The 18,418-nt window shown below is 65.7% G+C and carries 17 protein-coding genes; 1 reads left to right on the top strand and 16 read right to left on the bottom strand.

The features are described 5' to 3' along the window. Positions 1–7: 7 nt before the first annotated feature. The 16 genes from LRA87_RS04485 to LRA87_RS04410 all read right to left on the bottom strand — a co-directional run bounded on the left by LRA87_RS04485 (position 8) and on the right by LRA87_RS04410 (position 17,332). Positions 8–1,543, bottom strand: coding sequence for a M56 family metallopeptidase (locus LRA87_RS04485; RefSeq protein ID WP_230629552.1), 1,536 nt, complete (start codon positions 1,541–1,543; stop codon positions 8–10). After that, a complete protein-coding gene (locus LRA87_RS04480; protein ID WP_230629551.1) occupies positions 1,540–1,908 on the bottom strand; it encodes a BlaI/MecI/CopY family transcriptional regulator in 369 nt (122 codons plus the stop codon). The genes LRA87_RS04485 and LRA87_RS04480 overlap by 4 nt, the downstream gene beginning before the upstream one ends. Before the next feature lie 291 nt (positions 1,909–2,199). Then, complete coding sequence (locus tag LRA87_RS04475) at positions 2,200–3,450, bottom strand: glycosyltransferase (protein ID WP_230629550.1); 1,251 nt, start codon at positions 3,448–3,450, stop codon at positions 2,200–2,202. Between the two features lie 13 nt (positions 3,451–3,463). Next, complete coding sequence (gene grxD, locus LRA87_RS04470) at positions 3,464–3,790, bottom strand: Grx4 family monothiol glutaredoxin (RefSeq protein WP_230629549.1); 327 nt, start codon at positions 3,788–3,790, stop codon at positions 3,464–3,466. 11 nt (positions 3,791–3,801) lie between these two features. Beyond that, on the bottom strand, positions 3,802–4,032 hold the full coding sequence (locus LRA87_RS04465; RefSeq protein WP_230629548.1) for a BolA family protein: 231 nt from the start codon (positions 4,030–4,032) through the stop codon (positions 3,802–3,804). A 4-nt stretch (positions 4,033–4,036) separates the two neighbouring features. Beyond that, positions 4,037–4,360: a DUF1476 domain-containing protein gene (locus tag LRA87_RS04460; RefSeq protein ID WP_230629547.1), complete on the bottom strand. Its 324-nt coding sequence runs from the start codon at positions 4,358–4,360 to the stop codon at positions 4,037–4,039. A gap of 376 nt (positions 4,361–4,736) precedes the next feature. Further along, positions 4,737–5,735: an NADPH:quinone oxidoreductase family protein gene (locus tag LRA87_RS04455; RefSeq protein WP_230629546.1), complete on the bottom strand. Its 999-nt coding sequence runs from the start codon at positions 5,733–5,735 to the stop codon at positions 4,737–4,739. Then, positions 5,698–6,327 carry a 3-isopropylmalate dehydratase small subunit gene (leuD, locus tag LRA87_RS04450; protein WP_230629545.1) on the bottom strand — a complete coding sequence of 210 codons (630 nt, stop codon included), beginning with the start codon at positions 6,325–6,327 and terminating at the stop codon, positions 5,698–5,700. Before leuD ends, LRA87_RS04455 begins: the two co-directional genes overlap by 38 nt. A 103-nt stretch (positions 6,328–6,430) precedes the next feature. Next, positions 6,431–7,870, bottom strand: coding sequence for a 3-isopropylmalate dehydratase large subunit (gene leuC / locus LRA87_RS04445; protein WP_230629544.1), 1,440 nt, complete (start codon positions 7,868–7,870; stop codon positions 6,431–6,433). 212 nt (positions 7,871–8,082) lie between these two features. Beyond that, positions 8,083–8,733: a CoA transferase subunit B gene (locus tag LRA87_RS04440; RefSeq protein ID WP_230629543.1), complete on the bottom strand. Its 651-nt coding sequence runs from the start codon at positions 8,731–8,733 to the stop codon at positions 8,083–8,085. Beyond that, positions 8,733–9,056 (bottom strand): DUF5076 domain-containing protein, encoded by a 324-nt coding sequence (locus LRA87_RS04435; RefSeq protein ID WP_230629542.1) that lies wholly within the window; start codon positions 9,054–9,056, stop codon positions 8,733–8,735. Before LRA87_RS04435 ends, LRA87_RS04440 begins: the two co-directional genes overlap by 1 nt. Next, positions 9,053–9,988, bottom strand: a complete 936-nt coding sequence (locus LRA87_RS04430; RefSeq protein WP_230629541.1) for an HAD family acid phosphatase — start codon at positions 9,986–9,988, stop codon at positions 9,053–9,055. The genes LRA87_RS04435 and LRA87_RS04430 overlap by 4 nt, the downstream gene beginning before the upstream one ends. Then, on the bottom strand, positions 9,988–10,695 hold the full coding sequence (locus LRA87_RS04425) for a CoA transferase subunit A (protein WP_230629540.1): 708 nt from the start codon (positions 10,693–10,695) through the stop codon (positions 9,988–9,990). Before LRA87_RS04425 ends, LRA87_RS04430 begins: the two co-directional genes overlap by 1 nt. A gap of 203 nt (positions 10,696–10,898) precedes the next feature. Further along, positions 10,899–13,556 carry a pyruvate, phosphate dikinase gene (ppdK, locus tag LRA87_RS04420; protein WP_230629539.1) on the bottom strand — a complete coding sequence of 886 codons (2,658 nt, stop codon included), beginning with the start codon at positions 13,554–13,556 and terminating at the stop codon, positions 10,899–10,901. A gap of 97 nt (positions 13,557–13,653) precedes the next feature. Beyond that, positions 13,654–16,233 (bottom strand): glycine--tRNA ligase subunit beta, encoded by a 2,580-nt coding sequence (gene glyS, locus LRA87_RS04415; RefSeq protein WP_230629538.1) that lies wholly within the window; start codon positions 16,231–16,233, stop codon positions 13,654–13,656. 229 nt (positions 16,234–16,462) lie between these two features. Further along, positions 16,463–17,332 (bottom strand): glycine--tRNA ligase subunit alpha, encoded by an 870-nt coding sequence (locus LRA87_RS04410; RefSeq protein ID WP_230629537.1) that lies wholly within the window; start codon positions 17,330–17,332, stop codon positions 16,463–16,465. Positions 17,333–17,426: 94 nt separating this feature from the next. Here LRA87_RS04410 and LRA87_RS04405 point away from each other — a divergent pair, with 94 nt between their 5' ends. Continuing rightward, complete coding sequence (locus LRA87_RS04405) at positions 17,427–18,338, top strand: TraB/GumN family protein (protein ID WP_230629536.1); 912 nt, start codon at positions 17,427–17,429, stop codon at positions 18,336–18,338. Positions 18,339–18,418 lie beyond the last annotated feature (80 nt).

Raw genomic sequence — 18,418 nt, 5'->3', positions numbered from 1 at the left:
ATCGGGATCAATCCTTGTCGGGCGACGCCATTTCGGTGCGCAGCTCGGCGACGGCCGCGTCCATCTCGGCGAGTGCCTCCTTGCGGTCCGCATCGTTCATGTCGCGGTTGCCGGCAATGCTGGCACGCGATGCCTGCACGCTAGCGAGGGCAGTCTCCATCGCATTGCGTCGGATCTGTTCGACGTTCACCGCGGCGGCGCCCCCGGCGGACACCATACTCTCGATCCGATTGGTGCAGATCACCATCGTGCGCTTCTCGCCCTTTGTCGCGTGAACAACGATCTCCTTGGGGCCGCCATCTCTGCCGTTGGTGCAGCTGCGTTCGGTGACTTCGGGCGCCATCTTCAGCGAGCGATCGATCATTTGCTGGATTGCCTCGTCGTCGAACGTCCCGTCGGGCGCGGATGTATAGGTGTTGACCTTGCCATCCTTGCCGACGCGATTGACGACGATGCGCTTTGGCGATTTGGCGGCGACGGGCGGCTGCGGTGCTTCGAGCGGTTGCGGTGCGGCGACGCCGTTCGGCAGCGGCGGCGCCGGCGGTGCGGGCGGTACGGCCTGCATGTCTACGCCCAGCGTCTCACCGACCGGGCCGCCTAGCGCGGCGGCCGCGCTGGTGCCGGAGGCAGTCAGCCCAAGACCGGCGAGGACGAGAGCGGAGACGAGCGCGCCTCCGGCGGCGAGGCGACGACGCGAGCGTGGCGAGGTGGATAGCATCCGTATTCTCCCTTTCAGATCATCGATGGTATGAAGGTGGCAAGCCGCGGACACCGCGCCGCCGTGCGCCGCCTTGACGATTGCACAGGCGTAGGCGTGACGATCGATCGTCGATCGGCCGGCGAGCACACGGGCGTCGTTGGCGAGTTCCTGATCGGCACGGAAAGCGCGGAAGGCGCGCCAGGCAATCGGATTGAACCAATGGATCGCCAGCACGGCGAGCGCGACCCAGTTCGCGATCAGGTCGCCGCGCTGATGGTGGCCGATCTCATGCTCCAGCGCCAGCTCGCGCTCATCGGGGTCGTAGCGATCGGCGAAATCGAGCGGAAAGGCGACATACCGGCGCAGCACGCCGAACGCGAGCGGCCCGGTCGCGACATCGCTGGCGATGACGTGCACGCCTCGCACTTCCTCGACCGCCGCGGCGGAGCCGAGCAGGCGCCGGCAGAAACGGGTATGGCTGGTGAGATGCCAGAAGAGGAAGCTCAGCGCTCCCAACGCCCATAATCCGCCGACGATAAGGCCGATCGGCGGCCCGGACGCAGCGGTCGCCGTCCCGGTCGCGCTGCCCTCGACGACGAAGATCGTCAGCGTCTCGCTCGCCTGCGTGATCGGGGTGACGGCGGCTTGCCGCCACGCGTGGGGCAAGGGCGGCAGCAACAGCCGCAGCACCGGCAGCGCCCATAGAGCATAACCGACCTGCGGGCCGAAAGTGTTGCGCACCGGACTGCGCATCAGCATCACCAGCACCATCAGGACGGTCGAGGCGATCAGCGCCTCGACCAGCCACCCGGCGGCGGTGGTGCCCACCAGCCAGCCGCTCATTGTTTCAGATCCTTCAGCAGCGCCTCGATCTCGGCGATATCCTGTGCGGTGAGTTCGTCGCGCTCGGCCAGATGCGCGACCAGTGGGGTCAGCTTGCCGCCGAACAGCCGGTCGATCAGGCGCTTCGATTCGCCCGAAACGTAATCGCCGCGGGCGACGAGTGGCCGGTAGAGGTACCGGCGCCCATCCTCCTGATGCGCGATCGCCGATTTGGCGAGCAATCGGCCGAGCAACGTCTTGACCGTGTTAGCGCTCCACCCGCGGCCCGGATCAACCCGCTCGGCGACATCCTGCGCCGTGAGCGGCGCCTCATCCCAAAGCACCTCCATGACCGCGTGCTCGGCATCGCTGATTCGTTCGGCCACGTGTCGCTCCCTCGTCAATTACAGCTGTAATCGTATTGATTACGGCCGTAGTCAATAGCGACGATGGAACGATAACCGTTGCTGTGTGCTCGCAATACCGATCGAGTGTCGAGAAGCTTTACACTCCTACGCTCACACCCGCTGCCGTTAACCATCGAGAATTCGATGTTCCGCGAAGTTATTGATTTGGCACGTTCCCTGCTAACTCTTCGGGTAGCCGAGCGCTTCGACGCTTCAGCAGGGTGGGTCCGTCGCTATCCCGATCTCGCGCGGATCCACCCGCACCCGGCTTCAGCCCGTCCGCGTCGGCCATAGCATCGCGCGCTGCGACCCGGCCCGCATGCGGGCACGCCCAAGCGCCTGGGGATAGATCGTGCCGAACAGATGCGCGAACGTCCGCGACCAGCTGAAGTGCGCCTCGACATGCGCCCGTGCGGACGCGCGCATCGCAGGGCGATCGGCCTGCCAAAGACGTATCACGTTGGCGGCCATCGCCTCGATATCGTCCACTGGCCCGAGCAATCCCAACCCTGCTGGTACCCGCGCCGGCATCGCTCCGCTCGCGACGCCGACCACCGGCAGTCCCGCCGCCTGCGCTTCGATGATCGAAACACCGAACGTCTCGTCCGCCATTGCCGATACGTAGAGATCCGACGACGCAAGCGCCCGTGCCAGACGCGCGCGATCGGTTTCGAATCCGACGAAGGCGACCGGCACATCCGCTGCCTCCCGTTCCAGTTGACCTCGCAACTTGCCGTCGCCGATCATCACCAGAGCAGCACCGAGCGCGGGCGGCAGCAGGCGCATCATCGCGATCAGCCGGTCCGCCCGCTTCTCGTTGTCGATGCGCCCGGCATAGACCAGCAGCGGTCCCGTGCCCGGCAGGCCAAGCTCCGCGCGATATGCCGCATCCCGCCGCGACGGGTGGAACATCGCCGTATCGACGCCCAGCGGCAGTACCTCCGTGCGCGTGATCCCGCGTCGGCACAGCGTATCGCGCGCATCCTCGCCCAGCGTGTAGACGTAGTCGAACTCACGATAGGTGATTTCGGTATAGCCGAGGCTGAGCCAGTAGAAGAACTTGCCTGCCGGCCCGAACAGCGACTGCGCGACGCGAGCGACATGCGCATGGGGGAAGTCGGTGCGATAACCCGCGATCAGCGCTGTCCCGGGATAGGCACGCCGATGCTGGATCGCTGTCCAGGGCAGCACCCACGGGCACAGTGATTCGATCAGGTCGGGACGATAACGAGCCAGCAGCGATCGGACGGCCTGCACGCGCAGGATGAACCGGTAGTTCGGACTGCCACGCACCGGATCGGCCGCGACCTCGGCGAAGATGTGGCGGCCTTCGACGGTGACGCGATCGGCGGGCCCCGGCACGATCTGCAACAGGTGATGCGGCGTCTCCGCCAGCACATAATCGCGCTTTTCGCGCAGATAGTTGCTGATACCGCCCCCGCCACTCGGCGAGTAGCTTTGCGTCAGATCGCAGATAAGCAGCGGGCGATCGTCACGCCCGCCACCACGATCCGGCGGCATAATCGGCGACCGATCAGGCCGCGGCGGCATCGCCCTTCAGGACGGTCGCCAGTTCGCCGCTCTCGTACATCTCCATCATGATATCCGAGCCTCCGACGAATTCGCCATTGGCATACAACTGCGGGATGGTCGGCCAATCCGAATAGGCCTTGATGCCCTGACGGATGCCTTGATCCTGCAACACGTCAACGCTTTCATATTCGACGTTCAGATGATCGAGGATCGCCACCGCCCGGCTGGAGAAGCCGCATTGCGGAAACAGGGGGCTGCCCTTCATGAACAACACCACGGCGTTGTTCTTCACGACTGCATCAATGCGGGCGTTTGTATCGTCGGTCATAGTCCTGGTCCTCAAGCCGCTGCGGTTTTCAATTGCAGCGCGTGCAGTTCGCCGCCCATGCGATGCCCCAGCGCCGCATAGACCGCCTGATGTTGCTTGCGGAGCGGCAGCCCCGCGAAACTCGGCGACACCACGCGCGCCGCATAATGATCGCCGTCGCCGGCGAGATCGGTGATCTCCACGTCCGCATCGGGAATCGCAGCGCGGATCAGGGCAGCGATGTCGTCGGCAGCCATCGGCATCGCGTTATTCCGCCTGCATTAGTTGGCGACGCGCTTCGATCGCCCGTTCGGCCAGCGCACGGCGCACGGTGACATCGTTGGTATCAACCCCTGCAGCGGTCAAATCACCGAGCAACTTGCGCACGACATCTTCATCACCGGCCTCTTCGAAGTCCGCCTGGACCACCGCCTTGGCATAGGCATCAGCCTCTTCCGGCGTAAGTGCCATCTGTTCGGCAGCCCAATGACCCAACAAACGGTTACGCCGCGCGGTGATGCGAAACGTCATTTCCTCCGCCCGGGCGAACTGCGCTTCGTCAGCGCGTCTATGGTCGTCGAACATCGTCATGACCGGCTCACCCCCTTGGTTGGCGTTGCCCACCACATAGGTGCGGGTCGCTACGGACGCAACGGAGCGTCGGAAAAGGACTCCCCAACCCATTCATGTCCGATACCGATATTATGGAACTTTTAAGGCATAGATGCGATATTGAATTGTCGGTATGACGAACGAACCGCCGAAGGAGTAGGATGATGTCGCACTCGTCTGGTACCGTTGCTCTCCGGTCGAATGGATCAAATATCGGACCGTCGCGCGCGACGCCGCTTACCGGCGTCGCCCTGGGACTGGCCATCTCGTTGATGCTCTGGGCGCTGCTATTGGGGACATTCTTCGCGATCCGCTGACGGACGGGCAAGAGTACCGAGATACGGGGTGGTGAACGTCAGTCGACGAACACCACCAGCTTTCCTATCGCCTGCCGGGCCGCCATCTTGGCGATGGCATCCCCGCCCCTTTCGAACGGAAAGGTGTCGGTGACCCGCGGGGCGATTTTGCCTTCGCGCCACAGAGAGAACAGCTGCTCGACGTGAGCGGTGTTCGCATTCGGATCACGGGCGGCAAAGGCTCCCCAGAACACCCCGCACACATCGCAGCTTTTCAGCAGCGTCAGGTTAAGCGGCAACTTCGGGATGCCGGCGGGGAAGCCGACGACCAGATAACGTCCCTCCCAGCCGATCGCTCGCAGTGCGGGTTCCGCATAATCGCCCCCGACCGGATCGTAGATGACGTCGAACCCGCCACGCCCACCCAGGGCCTTGAATTGCTCGGCCAGAGCCTTTGATTGCTCCTTGTCGAACGGGGCACGCCCATAGATGAGCGTCCCGTCGGCTCCTGCCGCCCGCGCGGCTGCAGCCTTCTCCTCCGAAGACACCGCCGCGACGACACGCGCGCCATAGGCTTTGCCAAGTTCGATCGCAGCAAGCCCGACTCCGCCTGCCGCGCCTAACACGAGCAACGACTGTCCCGTTTGCAGATGACCGCGATCGAGCAACGCGTGAATGGTCGTGCCATAGGTCAGAATCAAGGCAGCGCCCTCGGCAAAGCTGCGCTCATCGGGCAGATGAAACAATCGCTGCGGGTCGACGACGATCTTGCTGGCGAGACCGCCATGGCCGATGACGCCCATGACGCGGTCGCCGACCTGCCAGTTGGTGACACCCTCGCCCAGTGCTTCGATGACGCCGGCGATCTCGCCGCCGGGCGCGAAAGGACGCTGCGGCTTGAACTGGTATTTGTCCTCGATGATCAGGACATCGGGATAGTTGATCGCGCATGCCTTTACCGCGACAAGGACCTGACCCGCAGCCGGGGTCGGATCGGGCAGTTCCGTCAGCTGTAGAGTTTCAGGTCCGCCCGATGCCGTTGACAGCAATGCCCGCATATCCGCTCCTGCTCGCGACCCAGGGGCGGTGTTGATCCACCGCGCCTTCGAATTTCGAAATCGCGGTATCCTTTGCCATCGTCAGGCCGATCTCGTCCAGCCCCTGCATCAGGCATTGGCGGCGGAAAGCATCAAGTTCGAAGACGAAGCGATCCTGATATGGAGTCGTTACCGTCATCGTTTCCAGATCGACGGTGATCGGCTGATCCTTCGCAACCTCGACCAGCCGATCGACCGCCTCCTGCGGCAATACCACCGGCACGATACCGTTCTTGAAGGCGTTGCCCGAAAATATGTCGGAAAAACTCGGCGCGATCACCGCCTGCACGCCCATGTCGGCAAGCGCCCATGCGGCATGCTCACGGCTCGACCCGCAGCCGAAGTTGTCGCCGGCGATCAGGATCGGTGCGCCGGAATAGCGCGGATCGTCGAACACGTTACCCGGTTGCGCCCGCACCGTTTCGAACGCGCCGCGGGACAGGCCGGTGCGCGTGATCGTCTTCAGCCAATGCGCCGGGATGATGATGTCGGTGTCGATATTCTTGGCGCCCCAGGGGTAGGCGGTGCCCGTGACGGTCGTGACCGGCTGCATCAGCGCTGCGTCTTCGCCGGATGGGCGAGCGCCCGCGCGCCCGCGACATATGCGGCGACGCCGCTCATCATCGCACCCGCGACCAGCAGCACAAGGACCTTCTTCACAGCTTTGCTCCCATCAGATCGCGAACGTCGGCGAGGCGCCCGGTCACCGCCGCAGCCGCCGCCATCGCCGGCGACAACAAATGTGTGCGTGCGCCAGGCCCTTGTCGACCCACGAAATTCCGGTTCGACGTGGAGGCACACCGTTCCCCCGCAGGCACCTTGTCAGGGTTCATCGCCAGACACATCGAACAGCCCGGTTCGCGCCATTCGAAGCCGGCGGACAGGAATACACGGTCGAGCCCTTCCGCTTCCGCCTGCCGCTTGACCAGCCCCGATCCCGGCACCACCATCGCGCGCACGCCGTCGGCGACATGGCGACCGTCGGCGACCGCAGCGGCGGCCCGCAGATCCTCGATCCGGCTGTTGGTGCAACTGCCGATGAAGACGTGCTGCACCGCGACGTCCTGCATCGCCGTGCCCGGCGTCAGGCCCATATATTCGAGGCTGCGCTGTGCCGCCGCGCGCTTCGACGGATCAGCGAAGCTGTCCGGCTCGGGCACGAACCCGGTGATCGGCACCACGTCCTCAGGGCTGGTGCCCCAGGTCAGCGCCGGCGCAATATCGGTGGCGTCGAGGCGGACGACCTTGTCGTAGGTCGCGGCCGGATCGGTGGCGAGGCTGCGCCACCATGCCACCGCCTTGTCCCACGCCTCACCCTGCGGCGCCATCGGGCGGCCCTTGAGATAGGCGAAGGTGAGATCGTCGGGTGCGACCAACCCGGCCCGCGCGCCGCCCTCGATCGACATGTTGGCGACGGTCATCCGCCCCTCGATCGACATATTTCGGATCACGTCGCCGGTATATTCGATGACATGACCGATGCCGCCCGCCGCGCCGATGCGGCCCATGATCGCGAGGATCACGTCCTTGGGGCTGACGCCGAAGCCCAAAGTTCCGTCGACGCGGACCTCCATCGTCTTCGACTGGCTGAGCAACAGCGTCTGCGTCGCCAGCACGTGCTCGACCTCGCTGGTGCCGATGCCGAACGCCAGCGCGCCGAGTGCGCCGTGCGTCGAGGTGTGGCTGTCGCCGCAGACCAATGTCGTGCCCGGCAGGGTGAAGCCCAGTTCCGGGCCGACGACGTGGACGATGCCCTGCTCGGCTGCCGTCGCGTCGATATAGTCGATGCCGAATTCGCTGGTGTTGCGGCGGAGCGCGTCGAGCTGCTGCGCGCTTTCCGGATCGGTGATCGGCAGCAGGCGTCCCGCGGCGTCGACGCGCGGGGTGGTCGGCAGGTTGTGGTCGGGCACCGCGAGCGTCAGTTCGGGACGGCGCACGCGGCGGCCGGCGACCCGGAGCCCTTCGAATGCCTGCGGGCTGGTCACCTCATGGACGAGGTGGCGATCGATGTAGATGAGGCAGGTGCCGTCGTCGCGCCGTTCGACGACGTGTGCGGCCCAGATTTTTTCGTACAGCGTTTGCGGTCGGGTAGCCATGATGGCGGCGCGTTAACCGAAAGCTGCGCGAAGGTCGAGGCGGAGTGGCGGATAATTGCTTGGGGGCATGCAACCATCCCTGCGTCACCCCGGACTTGTTCCGGGGTCCACTTTGCGGCTGGAGGTAGCGCTAGAGGCTCCAGCTTTTCGTTTCCGGCCCGGTGGACCCCGGAACAAGTCCCGGGTGACGCAGGGGTATCGGGAGCCTGGTTCTAAACCTCGTAAGCCGCCGTGGTCTTCGCCGCGACTTCGTCCGCGGTCACGCCGGGGGCCAGCTCGACCAGCTTGAACGCGGAGGCATGATCCGGCCGGCGGAAGACCGCGAGATCGGTGACGATCATGTCGACGACGTTCTTGCCGGTCAGCGGCAGGGTGCAAGACGGGATGAACTTTGGACTACCGTCCTTGGCATTGTGATCCATGACCACGATGATCTGCTTGACCCCGGCGACGAGGTCCATTGCGCCACCCATGCCCTTGATCATCTTGCCGGGGATCATCCAGTTGGCGATGTCGCCGCTCTCGCTGACCTCCATCGCGCCCAGCACCGTGAGATCGATGTGGCCGCCGCGGATCATCGCGAAACTCTGCTCACTGCCGAAATAGGCGCTCTGCCGCAGTTCGCTGATTGTCTGCTTGCCGGCGTTGATCAGGTCGGGGTCGACCTCATCCTCATACGGGAATGGGCCGATGCCGAGCATGCCGTTTTCAGACTGGAGCGTCACCGTCATGCCCGCCGGGATGTTGTTCGCCACCAGCGTCGGGATGCCGATCCCAAGGTTGACGTAATAACCGTCGCGCAACTCCTGCGCGGCGCGCGCCGCCATCTGGTTGCGATCCCAGCCCTTTGCCTGAGTAGCCATCAGTTCAATCCTCCGGGATGGTTGGCGATCCGCGCCACGGCGTCGGGATCGAGTTCGGGACGCGCGCCGTCGAGGCCGCGCCAGATCAGCGCCGCCGCCTCGTCCTCCGACAGGCCGAGCAGTTGTGCATGCGCCTTGGCGGCGTGGCCGATGACGTCGGCCATCAGCACGCCGAAGGTCTCTGCATCGGACAGCACGCCGGCGTCGATGACGACGGTCGATCCGGCGCGATCGGTGATCCAGATGCGTGCGACCTCCGCCGACCGATCAGTCAGGTTGGGCATCGCCGACAGCGGGATGGCACGCAGCTTCGGGAGCTTCATCGTGCGTCGCTCCAGCGTTTGTCGGCGGGGAATACGTCGTCGAAGCTGCCCTTCAGCGCCGATCCGTAGACCGGGTTCGGCAGCACGAACCAGCCGTTACCCCACATCGCCGCGACCGTGCCGCTGTCGGCGACACGGCGGCGTTCGGCCGGAGACGGGATCGTGTTGAACAGGTCGCTGAAGTCGCCGAGCTGGTCGCCGCCCATCGCGACGACGCAATATCGGGCGGCGATGGTGGTGCGGCGCGCGTCCTTGCCGCTCGGCCCGTCGCGCAGGAACAGGTCGGTGCCGGGGGTGAAATCGCCCAGCCCTGCCGCCTTCAGTCCCGCGACCGTACCGGCTGCGGTGGTGCTGGCGCGGTTGCTGTTGATGACGATTGCGACCCCTGCCGCCCGCAGCGCGCCGAACGCCTCGACCGCGCCCGGGACCGGCGCGACCGCCCTCGCGCCGGTACGCTCCCAGCGTTCCCATTGCGCCGGGTCGAACGGGGCCGACGGATTGCGCGCTGCCAGCGCCTCCACGCCGAGGTTGAGCACCACCGTCTCGTCCGCGTCGAACACGGCGGCGCGGGGCCTGCCGGCGCACGCTTCCCATTGCGGGGCGGCGAGCGTCGCGCCTGGCTTCAAGACGACGCTGTCGCCGGTCACGCGGCGGTAGCTGGCGTAATTCACCAAGGCGCGGAACGCCTGCCGACTGAGCGCAGCCGCCTCTGCCGAGCCATAGAGATACTGGAACTGCGGCGGCACCGGCGTTGCGTCGGCCGCGCTGCCGCCCGGTGCGGGCAGTGCCTTGAGTCCGGTGATCCGCACCACCTTGCCGTCGGCGGTATAGGTCTGGCCGGGCGCGGGCAGCGTCGCGACGCGGTCGCGCGCCTTAGGGCCACAGCCGGCGAGCAACGCCGCGCCGGCCAGCAACAGGACCGCGCGCCGCATCACGCCGCCTGCCGCTCCCGCACGGTGCGGAATTCGATCTTCTTGTCGTACGGCGCGCCGACGATCATCCGCTTCACATAAATGCCGGGCAAATGGATCGCATCGGGATCGAGACTGCCGACCGGCACCACTTCCTCGACCTCTGCGACGCAGATGCGGCCGGCGGTCGCCATCGGCTGGTTGAAGTTGCGCGCGGTTTTGCGGAAGATGAGGTTGCCGCTCTCGTCCGCCTTCCAGCCCTTGATGATGCTGATATCCGATCGGATGCCGCGTTCGAGGATATACTCCTCGCCGTCGAAGGTCTTCACCTCCTTGCCCTCGGCCACGAGGGTGCCGACGCCGGTTTTGGTGTAGAAGCCGGGGATGCCCGCGCCGCCTGCCCGGCAGCGTTCGGCGAGCGTGCCTTGTGGGCAGAATTCCACCTCGAGTTCGCCGGAGAGATACTGGCGCTCGAATTCCTTGTTCTCGCCGACATAGCTGGAGATCATCTTCTTGACCTGCCGCGTGCGCAGGAGCTTGCCGAGGCCTTCGCCATCGATGCCGGCATTGTTGCTGGCGATGGTCAGGTCCTTGACGCCCGAGGCCTGGATCGCGTCGATCAGCCGTTCCGGAATGCCGCACAGGCCAAAGCCGCCGGCGCAGATCGTCATGCCGTCATGCAGCAGGCCGTCGAGGGCAGCGGCTGCGTCGGGGTAGAGCTTCTTCATCGGCGATCACTCTCCTGTCGTTACAAGTGGCGATAGCGGCGCTGTCTGCGGGTGGTCAATCGCGCCCTTGCTCCCCTCCCTGCAAGGGAGGGGTTGGGGGTGGGTGGCGTGCTCGCGATATGGTGGTCGCAGGGAGCGTGGAGGCCGTATCGCCAAGCCCCCACCCACCCCCGGCCCCTCCCTTGCAGGGAGGGGAGAAGCGCCTACTTCAGCGCCGCCTGCGCCGCCGCCAGCCTTGCGATCGGTACGCGGTAGGGGCTGGCCGAGACGTAATCGAGGCCGACCTTCTCGCAGAAGGCGATGCTGGCGGGATCGCCGCCGTGTTCGCCGCAGATGCCGAGCTTGATGTCCGGCCGGGTCTGGCGACCGCGGTCGGCGGCCATCTGCACCAGTTCGCCGACGCCCTCGATATCGAGGCTGACGAACGGGTCCTTGGCGTAGATGCCCTGTTCGACATAGGCCCCCAGGAAGCGCGCAGCGTCGTCGCGGCTGACGCCCAGCGTCGTCTGCGTCAGGTCGTTGGTGCCGAACGAGAAGAACTCGCCGGTTTCCGCGATCTCGCCTGCCTTCAGCGCGGCGCGGGGCAATTCGATCATCGTTCCAACGAGATACTCGATCGTCTTGCCACGTTCCGCGAACACCGCCTGCGCCGCCTTGTCGACGACGACCTTCATCAGGTCGAGCTCGCGCTTGGTCGCGACCAGCGGGATCATCACCTCGGGGATCGGCGCAGCGCCGGACTTCTCCGCCACGTCGATAGCGGCTTCGAAGATCGCGCGGGCCTGCGTTTCGTAGATTTCCGGGTAGGTTACGCCGAGGCGGCAACCGCGGTGGCCGAGCATCGGGTTGAATTCGTGCAGCTCGGCGGCGCGGCGCTTGAGCACGTCGATATCGATCCCTGCCGCCGCAGCCACTTCCGCGAATTCATTCTCTTCGTGTGGCAGGAATTCGTGCAGCGGCGGATCGAGCAGGCGCACCGTCACCGGCAGGCCGGCCATGACCTCGAAGATCGCGGTGAAGTCGCTGCGCTGCGCCGGCAGCAGCCGTTCCAGCGCGGTGCGGCGACCGGCTTCGTCGGTGGCGAGGATCATCTGGCGGACCGCGGTGATGCGGTCGGCGTCGAAGAACATATGCTCGGTCCGGCACAGGCCGACGCCCTCCGCACCGAAATCGCGCGCGGTCTGGCAATCAAGCGGGGTTTCGGCGTTGGCGCGCACCTTCAGGCGGCGGACGCCATCGGCCCATTCCATCAGCGTGCCGAAATCGCCCGCCAGTTCGGGCTGGACGGTCGCGACCTCGCCGAACATCACCTCGCCGCTCGCGCCGTCGATGGTGATCGTGTCGCCTTCGCGGATTTCACGTCCGCCGACCTTCATCACCTTGTCCTTGGCGGAGATCGACAGCGATCCGGCACCCGAGACGCAGGGGCGGCCCATGCCGCGCGCGACGACGGCGGCGTGGCTGGTCATGCCGCCGCGCGCGGTCAGGATGCCCTGCGCCGCATGCATGCCGTGGATGTCCTCCGGCGAGGTTTCGGTGCGAACGAGGATGACCTTGTCGCCCGCCGCCTTGCGCTTTTCGGCGGTATCGGCGTCAAACACGACGGTGCCGGATGCCGCACCCGGCGAGGCTGGCAAGCCCTTGGCGATCACGTCGCGCGGCGCATTGGGGTCGAGCGTCGGGTGGAGTAGCTGGTCGAGCGCCATCGGGTCGACGCGCAGGATCGCCTCTTCGCGGGTGATCAGGCCCTCGGTCGCCATGTCGACCGCGATCTTGAGCGCGGCCTTGGCGGTGCGCTTGCCGGAGCGGGTTTGGAGCATCCAGAGCTTGGTCTGTTCGACCGTGAACTCGATATCCTGCATGTCGCGGTAGTGGGTTTCGAGCCGGTCGAAGACGGCGGCGAGCTCGGTATAAACCTCAGGCATCGCCTCTTCCATCGAGGCGGGCTTGGCACCGGCTTCCTCGCGAGCGACCTTGGTGAGGTATTGCGGCGTGCGGATGCCGGCGACGACGTCCTCGCCCTGTGCATTGATCAGGAATTCGCCGTAATAGGCGCGGTCGCCCTTGGCGGGGTCGCGGGTGAAGGCGACGCCGGTCGCCGAGGTCTCGCCCATGTTGCCGAAGACCATCGCCTGGACGTTGACCGCGGTACCCCAGTCGGCGGGGATGTCGTTGAGGCGGCGGTAGACCTTGGCGCGCTCCGACTGCCACGAGCCGAACACCGCGCCGACCGCGCCCCAGAGCTGGTCGTGCACGTCCTGCGGGAACGGCTTGCCCCATTCCGCTTCGACCAGATTCTTATATTCGGCGACCAACGCCTTGAGATCCTTGGCAGTCAGCTCGGTGTCGAGGGTGAAGCCATTGTCCTCCTTGGCGATCTCCAGCGCTTCCTCGAACGCGCCATGGTCGAGTTCGAGGACGACGTCGGCGTACATCTGGATGAAGCGGCGATAGCTGTCCCAGGCGAAGCGTTCGTCGCCCGACCTGGCGGCCAGCCCCTCTACCGTGGCATCGTTGAGGCCGAGGTTGAGGACGGTGTCCATCATCCCGGGCATCGACACGCGCGCGCCGGAGCGGACCGAGACCAGCAGCGGGTTTGCGGGATCGCCGAAGGTCTTTCCCGTAATCCCTTCGATATGCTCGATACCCGCCGCGACCTCGTCACGCAGCGACTGCGGAAATTGCTCGCCCTCTTCGTAATAGCGGGTGCACATCGCGGTGCTGATCGTGAAGCCGGGGGGGACCGGCAGGCCGATCGAGGCCATTTCGGCGAGGTTCGATCCCTTTCCGCCGAGCAGATTCTTGTCGCCCTTCCCGCCGTCCGAAACGCCGCCACCGAAACGGTACACGTATTGGGTCATCGCTGGTCCTTGAGCTACGTTGGATGCCTGTCCCGGGGAGGATGGAAGCACGATCACGTTGTGCGAAGTTGAGGAAGTTGAGAGCTTGGCGGCGTCGTCAGCCCTCGATCTTCGAGAAGTCGGCGACGGCGTGGACGGCGGCGCGGACGCGGGCGAGCAGCGCCAGACGCGCGGCACGCTTCGCCGGGTCGGCATCGTTGACGGTCACAGTGTCAAAGAACGCGTCGATCGGCGCGCGCAGGGAGGCGAGCGCCGCCATCGCGCCTTCGAAATCCTCGGCCGCCACCGCGATGGTGGCGGCGGGTTCGGCCGAGTCGAGGGCGGCGATGAGCGCAGCTTCGGCGGTTTCGGGCGTGTAGGACAGCAAATTCCCTCTCCCATTGGGAGAGGGAGGGAGCGCCGCAGGCGCGGGAGGGTGAGGTTCGTCGGCCGTCTCGCCCCTGCCCTCACCCCGCGGCGCTGGCGCGCCTTGCCCCGCATCGGGTAAACCGTCCCCCGGACGGTTTAGGTCAGGCTGGGAGCCTGACCGGCCCGATGCGCCCGATGGGAGAGGGGTGGAATAGCCTTCCTTTTTCAGGATGTTGGCGGCGCGCTTGTAGCCGGCGAGCAGGTTGGTGCCGTCTTCGGTGGTGACGAACGCTTGCAGCGCGCGGACGCGGGCGAGCAGGCGGACGAGGTCGTCCTCTGTGGACCCGTATTCGTCTACCGTGCTAAATACCGCATCAATTAAATCATGTCGTATTCCGGCATCCCGCTGCTGGATCTTCAGTCGATCCGCAAAGAAATTTAACACGTCCTGAGTGCGTGTGCTTGCAAAATGCAACGCTTCACCGACGTCATTTTCCGCAGTTTCATCGATCTGATCGCGACTGAGTATGCCAGCAACCGGAGCCTCACGGCTTGTTGCCACGTGAACATCCATCAATCGCTGATGAAAGTTTTCCCGCCGCCATGATAGCGCGGCACGAATTGAGACCGCGATGGGCCGCCCCTCATGACCATCTGCCCAAGCACCTAACATCGACGGCTCGATATGATCGCGAAGAGTTATCCTGAGTTCGTTAGATACGATCGTGGCGAGGACTCCGAGCGCGGCACGCCGAAGAGCAAAAGGATCGCGGGAACCACTCGGTTTCTGGTCAATTGCAAAAAACGAGCAGATCGTATCCAGCTTGTCCGCCAGCGACACCGCCACCGTCACCGGCGCAGTGGGGACTTCGTCGCCCTGCCCGACCGGCTTGTAGTGGTCGCGGATCGCTTCGGAGACTTCCTTCGGTTCGCCCTGGGCGGCGGCGTAATAGCCGCCCATCAGGCCCTGTAGCTCGGGGAATTCGCCGACCATGCCGGTGACGAGGTCCGCCTTGGCGAGGCGCGCGGCGCGTTCGGCCATGTCGGCGAGCGACATTCCCTCTCCCCTTGTGGGAGAGGGAGGGAGCGCCGCAGGCGCGGAAGGGTGAGGGGGCGTGAGGCTCGCGGCAGTTGCCACGTTCCCCTCACCCTTCCCACTCGCTGACGCGAGCGGGCCCCTTCCCTCTCCCACAAGGGGAGAGGGAGATTTGACGATACCCTCTTCGACCAGCCAGCGGGCGAGTTTGGCGACGCGGTCTACCTTATCGGCCACCGTGCCGAGCTTCTCGTGGAAGACGATCTGTTCCAGCTTGGGGCGCAGGTCTTCGAGGCGGGTCTTAAGGTCGGTTTCGTAGAAGAAGCGGGCGTCGCTGAGGCGGGCAGCGAGGACCTTGCGGTTGCCGTCGACGATCTTGGCGCCGCCGTCGGTCGCCTCGATATTCGCGGTGCAGACGAAGGCGTTGGCGAGCGCGCCGGCCCCGTCGCGGCAGACGAAATATTTCTGATTCACGCGCGCGGTGAGCTGGATTACCTCGGGTGGGACGGTGAGGAAGTCCGCGTCGAAGCGGCCGAGCAGCGGCACCGGCCATTCGGTCAGGCCGGCGTTCTCGGCGACCAATCCCTCGTCCTCGACCAGCACCAGACCGGCTTCGGCGGCAAGCGCGCTGGCGCGCTCGCGGATCAGGGTGCGGCGTTCGTCCTGGTCGACGATGACGTGACAGGCGCGCAGCTTTTCGACGTAATCGGCTGCCGAGCCGATCGTGATCTGGCCGGGGTGGTGGAAGCGGTGGCCGAAGGTGGCGACGCCCGACCGGATGCCGGCGATCTCGATATCGACGAGGTCGTCGCCGAACAGCGCGACGATGCCGTGCAGCGGGCGGACCCAGCGCAGGCTTTCGGTCGAGGTGGATGCTGCCCCCCAGCGCATCGATTTCGGCCAGGGGAAGGCGCGGATGATCGCCGGGATCGCCTCGGCCAGCACCTGCGTGGTGGCGCGGCCGGGCTTTTCGGTGACCGCGTAGAGGACGCCGTCACGCTCGGTCAGTTGTTCGCGGGTGAGGCCGGTCTTCCGGAGGAAACCTTCGAGCGCTTGCGGGGGAGCGCTGGACTTGGGGCCTTTGGTTTCTTCGGACACGGCCTGGGTTTCGACCGGCAGGTCGCGGGCGATCAGCACCAGCCGGCGCGGGGTGGCGTAGGTGACGAGTGCGGCGGCCTTCAGCCCGGCCTTGGCGAGCTCGGCGGCGAACAGGCGGGCGAGATCGTCACGCGCCTTGTCCTGCATGCGCGCGGGGATTTCTTCGGAGCGGAGTTCGAGGAGGAAGTCGGTCATCGTGTTGCGCCGGCGAAGAAGGAAGAATTGTGTTCACGCGGAGACGCGGAGACGCGGAGAAGAAGAGGAGAGATATTGGAGCGAGCGTGTGGCTGGCCACAGGCTTTGCGCCGCAGGCGCTTCAGACGATTGGAAGAAAGAATGGGATACAGGTGATCCACCTCCCTCTTCTTCTCCGCGTCTCCGCGTCTCCGCGTGAAAACACCTTCTTGCGTCCGGCACAGAAGCATCACGCCGTCCACCCGTTCTTCTCCATCCACGCGCCGCAGGCACCCTTGGCGAGATCGCGGACGCGGCCGATGTAGGCTTGCCGCTCGGCGACGGAGATGACGCCGCGGGCTTGCAGCAGGTTGAAGGTGTGGCTGGCCTTGATCGCCTGTTCGTAGGCGGGGATCGGGAGGCCGGCGGCGAGGCTGTTCTCGCATTCCGCCGCGGCCTTCTTGAAGGCGTCGAACAGGGTGGCGGTGTCGGCGACCTCGAAATTCCACTTCGACATCTGGCGTTCGTTCTCGAGGAACACGTCGCCGTAGCTGACCCCGCTGTCGTTGAAGGCCAGATCGTAGACGTTGTCGACATCCTGGATGTACATCGCCAGCCGCTCCAACCCGTAGGTGAGTTCGCCCGCGACCGGCTTCATGTCGAAACCGCCCATCTGCTGGAAATAGGTGAACTGCGTCACCTCCATCCCGTCGCACCAGACCTCCCAGCCGAGGCCCCAGGCGCCGAGCGTCGGCGATTCCCAATCGTCCTCGACGAAGCGGATATCGTGGCGGGTCATGTCGACACCGATCGCTGCCAGGCTGCCTAGGTACAGTTCCTGCAGGTCGGACGGCGAGGGCTTCAGGATCACCTGATACTGGTAATAATGCTGGAGCCGGTTGGGGTTCTCGCCATAGCGGCCGTCGGTCGGGCGGCGGCAGGGCTGGACGAAGGCGGCGTTCCACGTGTCGGGGCCGAGCGCGCGCAGCGTCGTGGCGGGATGGAAGGTCCCTGCCCCCATCTCCATGTCGTACGGCTGGAGGATCACGCAGCCCCGGTCGCTCCAATAGTCGTGGAGCGTCAGGATCATCTTTTGGAAGGAAAGCGGTGTGGCGGCCATGGCCCGGTGGCTTTGGCGGATGAGGCCGCGTCTAGCAAGTGGTGCGGCGCGGCATTAGCTTGGGGGCAGCTTCACTTCAGGACGACGTTCCCGCATGATCCGAACCCTTGGCGCCGCATTGTCGGCGATCGCGCTCACCCTCGCCCTGCCCGCCTGCGCGAAGCAGCCCGCCAAGCCGGCCGCGTCCGCCGGCAACGATGCCGATCCGGCGTTGTGGGTGGTGAAGGACAAGGACACGACGGTCTATTTGTTCGGCACGATCCATGTGCTGAAGCCGGGACTGACGTGGTTCGACGAGGCGGTGAAGACCGCGTTCGACCGTTCGGACGAGGTCAAGCTGGAGATCGTGATGCCCGATCCCGCAGCGATGCAGGGGCTGGTGCAGGCGACCGGCGTCGCCGCGCCCGGCACCCCGCCGCTGACCCAGCGCCTGCCCGAAGCGAAGCGCGCCGCGTTCACCAAGGCGGTAACCGACCTCGGCCTGCCGGCGGATGCGCTCGATCGCTACAAGCCGTGGTTGGCGGCGACGCAGCTGTCGGTCGCGCCCTTGTCGAAGCTCGGCTATTCGAACAGCAACGGCCCCGAGGAGGTGATCTCCGCCGCCGCCAAGCAGGCGAACAAGCCGCTGACCGGGCTGGAGACGCCGGAGCAGCAACTGGGCTTCTTCGGCGGCCTGTCGGATCAGGCGCAGCTGCAATTCCTGGAGAGTACGGTCGAGGAATTGCCCAAGCTCGACAGCACGATGGCGAGCATGGTCGACGATTGGGCGCGGGGCGACCCGGATGCGCTGGCGCGTGAGATGAACGAGGAGCTGAAGAGCTCGCCCGAGGTGGCGAAGGTGCTGCTGACCGACCGCAACGTGCGCTGGGCGTCGTGGATCAAGGGGCGGATGGCGACGCCGGGGACGGTGTTCATCGCGGTGGGTGCCGGGCATCTGGCCGGGCCGGATTCGGTGCAGGCACAGCTGGCGAAGCTGGGGGTGAAGGCGGAGCGGGTGAAATACTAACGCTGTAATCGCCCCTGTCCTCACCCTTCGACGGCTTCGCCGTCTTATCCCCTCTCCCGTTGGGAGAGGGGAGAGGTGCG

The sequence above is a fragment of the Sphingomonas sp. Leaf37 genome (genome assembly GCF_920939475.1).
Lineage (GTDB): Bacteria > Pseudomonadota > Alphaproteobacteria > Sphingomonadales > Sphingomonadaceae > Sphingomonas.
Note: the sequence above shows the minus strand (reverse complement) of the source record. Positions and strands in the feature narration are given on the sequence as shown.

What these genes read in the sequence shown, in the direction of transcription:
- LRA87_RS04485 (WP_230629552.1), bottom strand. Translation starts at nt 1,543, where the DNA reads ATGAGCGGCTGGCTGGTGGGCACCACCGCCGCCGGGTGGCTGGTCGAG.
- LRA87_RS04475 (WP_230629550.1), bottom strand. Translation starts at nt 3,450, where the DNA reads ATGCCGCCGGATCGTGGTGGCGGGCGTGACGATCGCCCGCTGCTTATC.
- grxD (WP_230629549.1), bottom strand. Translation starts at nt 3,790, where the DNA reads ATGACCGACGATACAAACGCCCGCATTGATGCAGTCGTGAAGAACAAC.
- LRA87_RS04465 (WP_230629548.1), bottom strand. Translation starts at nt 4,032, where the DNA reads ATGCCGATGGCTGCCGACGACATCGCTGCCCTGATCCGCGCTGCGATT.
- LRA87_RS04460 (WP_230629547.1), bottom strand. Translation starts at nt 4,360, where the DNA reads ATGACGATGTTCGACGACCATAGACGCGCTGACGAAGCGCAGTTCGCC.
- LRA87_RS04455 (WP_230629546.1), bottom strand. Translation starts at nt 5,735, where the DNA reads ATGCGGGCATTGCTGTCAACGGCATCGGGCGGACCTGAAACTCTACAG.
- leuD (WP_230629545.1), bottom strand. Translation starts at nt 6,327, where the DNA reads ATGCAGCCGGTCACGACCGTCACGGGCACCGCCTACCCCTGGGGCGCC.
- leuC (WP_230629544.1), bottom strand. Translation starts at nt 7,870, where the DNA reads ATGGCTACCCGACCGCAAACGCTGTACGAAAAAATCTGGGCCGCACAC.
- LRA87_RS04440 (WP_230629543.1), bottom strand. Translation starts at nt 8,733, where the DNA reads ATGGCTACTCAGGCAAAGGGCTGGGATCGCAACCAGATGGCGGCGCGC.
- LRA87_RS04435 (WP_230629542.1), bottom strand. Translation starts at nt 9,056, where the DNA reads ATGAAGCTCCCGAAGCTGCGTGCCATCCCGCTGTCGGCGATGCCCAAC.
- LRA87_RS04430 (WP_230629541.1), bottom strand. Translation starts at nt 9,988, where the DNA reads ATGCGGCGCGCGGTCCTGTTGCTGGCCGGCGCGGCGTTGCTCGCCGGC.
- LRA87_RS04425 (WP_230629540.1), bottom strand. Translation starts at nt 10,695, where the DNA reads ATGAAGAAGCTCTACCCCGACGCAGCCGCTGCCCTCGACGGCCTGCTG.
- ppdK (WP_230629539.1), bottom strand. Translation starts at nt 13,556, where the DNA reads ATGACCCAATACGTGTACCGTTTCGGTGGCGGCGTTTCGGACGGCGGG.
- glyS (WP_230629538.1), bottom strand. Translation starts at nt 16,233, where the DNA reads ATGACCGACTTCCTCCTCGAACTCCGCTCCGAAGAAATCCCCGCGCGC.
- LRA87_RS04410 (WP_230629537.1), bottom strand. Translation starts at nt 17,332, where the DNA reads ATGGCCGCCACACCGCTTTCCTTCCAAAAGATGATCCTGACGCTCCAC.
- LRA87_RS04405 (WP_230629536.1), top strand. Translation starts at nt 17,427, where the DNA reads ATGATCCGAACCCTTGGCGCCGCATTGTCGGCGATCGCGCTCACCCTC.